The 5,029-nt window shown below is 70.1% G+C and carries 3 protein-coding genes; 2 read left to right on the top strand and 1 reads right to left on the bottom strand.

Translation table 11 applies throughout. The features are described from left to right. Positions 1-200: 200 nt before the first annotated feature. Positions 201-1,226, bottom strand: a complete 1,026-nt coding sequence (locus ACFT2C_RS28900; protein ID WP_377210551.1) for an MIP/aquaporin family protein — start codon at positions 1,224-1,226, stop codon at positions 201-203. A 239-nt stretch (positions 1,227-1,465) separates the two neighbouring features. Between ACFT2C_RS28900 and ACFT2C_RS28905 the strand changes: the two genes are divergently transcribed. Then, the gene (locus ACFT2C_RS28905) at positions 1,466-2,455 is read left to right on the top strand and encodes a malate dehydrogenase (RefSeq protein ID WP_377210552.1); all 990 of its coding nucleotides are present in this window, start codon (positions 1,466-1,468) and stop codon (positions 2,453-2,455) included. A 210-nt stretch (positions 2,456-2,665) separates the two neighbouring features. Further along, positions 2,666-4,876: an NADP-dependent isocitrate dehydrogenase gene (locus ACFT2C_RS28910; RefSeq protein WP_377210553.1), complete on the top strand. Its 2,211-nt coding sequence runs from the start codon at positions 2,666-2,668 to the stop codon at positions 4,874-4,876. Positions 4,877-5,029 lie beyond the last annotated feature (153 nt).

Genomic DNA, 5,029 nt, shown 5'->3' on the forward strand with positions numbered 1-5,029 from the left:
GGGGCGCGTTCGTAGCGTCGTCGACCACGGCCCCGGAAGCAGAGCACCCCGGACCGGACGAGTCTTCGGCTCAACTTCAGGTGGTCGGTAGTTCGGACTACCGACCACCTGACGTTCTGCCGACCATCCGCGCTCGCACGACGGCGGGGCCGCACCTCCCGTATCGGAGGTGCGGCCCCGGCGTGGTGCAGGTGCGGAGATCAGGCCTTGTCGTCGGCCTTCTTCTCGGGCTCGGGCTCGGCCTTCTCGGCCGCGGCCGGCTCCTCCGTGGCCTCGGCCTTGGGGGCGGACTGCGCGGTCACGAGCTCCTTCTCCTCGACGACCACCTCCTCGACAACCTCGGTCTCGACGACCTTCGCCTCGACGAGCTCGTCGTCCTCGTCCTCCTCGACCTCGAGCTCGTCGAGCTCCTCCGGCTCCGCCGAGGCGAACGCGCGGTAGAACAGCGCGGCCAGGGCGGCACCGATGAGCGGCGCGACCCAGAACAGCCAGAGCTGGCGGCCGGAGCCGTCGCCACCCCAGTCGTTCGCGAAGAGCGCGGCGGCCGTCGAGCGGGCCGGGTTCATGCCGGTGTTGGTGGCGAAGAAGGAAATGAGGGTCAGCGCGGTGATGGCGCTACCGACGGCGACCGGGGCGTAGCCGATACGGCTGCGCCGGTCGTTGACGCCCAGGTACACGCCCACGAGCACGGCGGAGATGATGACCTCGACCAGCAGCGCGGGCAGCCAGTCGAACTGCGCCCCGCCCTGCGTCTGCACCGAGATCGGCGAGTTCTCCGCGAAGCCGTTCACGGCCGAGTCGAAGACGTCCGAGACGCCCTTGATCTCCGGGTTCTGACCCTGGAGCAGGGTGATGAGTCCCCGGGGGAAGGTCACGAAGAGCACCGCGGCGGCGAGGATCGCGCCGACGAGCTGCGCGCCCCAGTAGCTGAACATGCTGCTGACGGAGATGCGCCCGCCGAGCCAGGCGCCCAGCGAGATCGCCGGGTTGAAGTGCGCGCCGGAGACGCGGCCGACGGCCGCGGCACCCGCGATGTAGGCGAAGCCCCCGCCGAGCGCGACGCCGAGTGCGCCGGCGCTGTTCAGCGGGCTGTAGACGAGAATCCCCACGCTCACGAGCGTGAGCAGGAACGTGCCGAAGGTCTCGGCGAGCAGACGGGAGAGCAGGCTCGCAGAGCGCTCCTCGACCTCGGTGACGCCGCTGGTCGCGGCGAGGTCCTGGGACATGAAGTCTGATCCTTTCGGTGGCGCACCATCCGGTGCGCGTCATGGCGGCGTGCGTGATGTCGCGCACATCCTGCCATTACCCGGCTGAGCAAAACCTGAATGCACGCAGGTATTTTCTTCACGGTACTCGCGCTCGCCGGGGCCGCATTCTCTGCGCCGGGTCTTCGACGGCCTTCCGTGAGGTGCGGATGTTGGCCGAGGGCTGGGCGAGGTGGGCCCGTGGATGCAAGAGTGGGGCCATGACTGAACCCGTGAATGTCACCGTCACCGGAGCCGCTGGCCAGATCGGGTACGCGCTCCTCTTCCGCATAGCCGCGGGCGAGATGCTCGGCGCGGACACGCCAGTACGGCTCCGCCTCCTCGAGATCCCGCAGGCCGTCTCGGCCGCCGAGGGCACCGCCATGGAGCTCGACGACTGCGCCTTCCCGAACCTGGCCGGCGTCGAGATCTTCGACGACCCGGGCAAGGCCTTCGACGGCGTCAACGTGGCGCTCCTCGTCGGCGCCCGTCCGCGCGGCGCCGGGATGGAGCGCGCCGACCTGCTGGAGGCCAACGGCGGGATCTTCGGCCCGCAGGGCCGCGCCATCAACGACGGCGCCGCCGACGACGTCCGCGTGCTCGTGGTCGGCAACCCCGCCAACACCAACGCGCTCATCGCGGCCTCGAACGCCCCCGACGTGCCGGCCACGCGCTTCACCGCGATGACCCGTCTGGACCACAACCGCGCGCTGTCCCAGGTCGCGACCAAGACCGGCGTCCCCGTCGCCGACATCAAGAAGCTCACCATCTGGGGCAACCACTCCGCCTCGCAGTACCCGGACCTGTTCCGCGCGGAGGTCGGCGGGCGCCCCGGCGCCGAGATCGCGGCGGACACGGCCTGGCTCACCGACGACTTCATCCCGACCGTCGCCAAGCGCGGCGCGGCGATCATCCAGGCGCGGGGGGCGTCGTCGGCGGCGTCCGCGGCGAACGCGGCCATCGCGCACGTGCGCGACTGGACGCTCGGCACGCCCGAGGGCGACTGGACGTCGGCGGGCCTGTGGTCCTCCGGCGAGTACGGGGTCCCGGAGGGGCTCGTGTCCTCGTTCCCCGTGACGTCGGACGGCAGCGGCGAGTGGAAGATCGTCGAGGGCCTCGAGATCGACGACTTCTCCCGCGCCCGGATCGACGCGAGCGTCGCGGAGCTGTCGGAGGAGCGCGACGCCGTCCGCGCCCTGGGCTTGATCTGACCCCCACCTCGACGTGCCAGATGTTCGCGTCGGGCCGGGGACGCTCCCGTTGGTCGAGCTTGTCGAGACCCGCCCAGGTCTCGACAAGCTCGACCCACGGGAACGTGCGGCGTGAGGTGCGTCTCGCGATTCCGGGCTGCGGGGTCGGCTCAGGTATCTTGATGTCGAGAGATCGGCACATTCCAATAACCCGGGGAGTCAGCCACACCCATGTCCAAGATCATCTATACCCATACGGACGAAGCCCCGCTCCTGGCGACGTACTCGTTCCTGCCGATCGTCTCGGCGTACGCGGCGAAGGCCGGTGTGGACGTCGAGACGCGTGACATCTCGCTCGCCGGCCGCATCATCGCGCAGTTCCCGGAGCGGCTCACGGACGAGCAGCGCCAGGCGGACGACCTCGCCGAGCTCGGCGAGCTGGCGCACGACCCGTCGGCGAACATCATCAAGCTGCCCAACGTCTCGGCATCGCTGCCGCAGCTCAAGGCCGCCATCGCGGAGCTGCAGGGCCTGGGCTACGACCTGCCGGACTTCCCGGAGAGCGTCGAGACCGACGCCGAGAAGGACGCGCGCGAGCGCTACGGCCGCGTCATGGGCTCCGCCGTGAACCCGGTGCTGCGCCAGGGCAACTCCGACCGCCGCGCGCCGGCATCGGTCAAGAACTACGCGAAGGCGCACCCGCACCGGATGGGTGCGTGGACGCCGGAGTCGAAGACGAACGTCGCGACCATGGGGCAGCACGACTTCTTCGCCAACGAGAAGTCCGTGGTCCTGGAGGCCGACGACACCCTGCGCATCGAGCACGTGGCCACGGACGGCACGGTGACCGTGCTCAAGGAGTCGCTGCCGGTCCTGGCGGGCGAGGTCGTGGACGGCACGTTCCTCGACGCCGCCGCGCTGGACGCGTTCCTCGCCGAGTCGATCGAGCGGGCCAAGGCCGAGGGCATCCTGTTCTCGGTGCACCTCAAGGCGACGATGATGAAGGTCTCGGACCCGATCATCTTCGGCCACGTGGTAAAGGCCTTCTTCAAGCCGGTCTTCGAGAAGTACGGGCAGGACCTGGCGGCCGCCGGCCTGTCGGCGAACGACGGCCTGGGCGGCATCTTCGCCGGCCTCGCCGCGCTGCCGAACGGCGCTGAGATCCGCGCCGCGTTCGACGCCGCGCTGGCCGACGGCCCGAAGATGGCCATGGTGAACTCTGACAAGGGCATCACCAACCTGCACGTCCCGTCGGACGTCATCGTCGACGCGTCGATGCCCGCCATGGTCCGCATCGGCGGCCACATGTGGGGGCCCGACGGCGAGGAGGCCGACACCCTCGCGGTGATCCCCGACTCCTCGTACGCCGGCATCTACCAGACCGTCATCGACGACTGCCGCGCCAACGGCGCCCTCGACCCGGCCACGATGGGCTCGGTCCCGAACGTGGGCCTCATGGCGCAGGCCGCCGAGGAGTACGGCTCCCACGACAAGACGTTCGAGATCGCCGCGGACGGCACCGTCCGGATCGTGAGCTCCGCGGGCGACGTCGTCATGGAGCACGCGGTGCACGCGGGCGACATCTGGCGCGCCTGCCAGACCAAGGACGCCCCGATCCGCGACTGGATCAAGCTGGCCGTCACCCGCGCCCGCGCCTCCGCCACCCCGGCGGTGTTCTGGCTGAACTCGCGCCGCGCGCACGACGCCAACCTGATCAAGAAGATCGAGCAGTACCTGCCGGAGCACGACACCGAGGGTCTCGAGATCCTCATCATGGAGCCGGCGGAGGCGACGGCGTACTCGCTGGCCCGCATCCGCAAGGGGCTGGACACCATCTCGGTGACCGGCAACGTGCTGCGCGACTACAACACGGACCTGTTCCCGATCCTCGAGGTCGGCACGTCGGCGAAGATGCTGTCGATCGTGCCGCTGATGAACGGTGGCGGCCTGTTCGAGACGGGCGCCGGCGGCTCCGCGCCGAAGCACGTGCAGCAGCTCGTCGAGGAGGACTACCTGCGCTGGGACTCGCTCGGTGAGTTCTTCGCGCTGGCCGCGTCCTTCGAGCACCTCGCGACCAGCGAGGGCAACGCCCGGGCCCAGGTCCTGGCCGACACGCTCGACCGTGCCACCGAGACGTTCCTGGGCGAGGACCGGTCCCCGGGCCGCAAGCTCGGCACGATCGACAACCGCGGCTCGCACTTCTACCTCGCCCTGTACTGGGCGCAGGAGCTGGCCACGCAGTCCGACGACGCCGAGCTGGCCGCCACGTTCAAGCCCCTCGCCGAGGCGCTGGCCGCGGGCGAGCAGGCGATCGTCGACGAGCTGCTCGCGGTCCAGGGCAAGCCGGCCGACATCGGCGGCTACTACCGCCCGGACGAGACCAAGGCGACCGCGGTGATGCGGCCGAGCAAGACGTTCAACGAGGCCCTGGCGTCCCTCTGACGCGAGGATCGGCGAAGTAGAGCGCCTGTCCGGTCTCGACAGGCTCGACCACCGCTGGTCGAGCCTGTCGGCATGAGTCCCCGCGCGTTTCGAGGTGGTCGCCCCAACAGGCGTCGGCGCGAAGGGAAACTCCAGGTGGGAAGCCGTCCAGCC

It is taken from the genome of Promicromonospora sp. NPDC057138 (genome assembly GCF_042670845.1).
In the GTDB taxonomy this organism is placed as follows: Bacteria; Actinomycetota; Actinomycetes; order Actinomycetales; family Cellulomonadaceae; genus Promicromonospora.

Excerpts from the sequence above, each read along its gene's own strand:
- ACFT2C_RS28900 (WP_377210551.1), bottom strand. The coding sequence starts at position 1,226 with ATGTCCCAGGACCTCGCCGCGACCAGCGGCGTCACCGAGGTCGAGGAG.
- ACFT2C_RS28905 (WP_377210552.1), top strand. The coding sequence starts at position 1,466 with ATGACTGAACCCGTGAATGTCACCGTCACCGGAGCCGCTGGCCAGATC.
- ACFT2C_RS28910 (WP_377210553.1), top strand. The coding sequence starts at position 2,666 with ATGTCCAAGATCATCTATACCCATACGGACGAAGCCCCGCTCCTGGCG.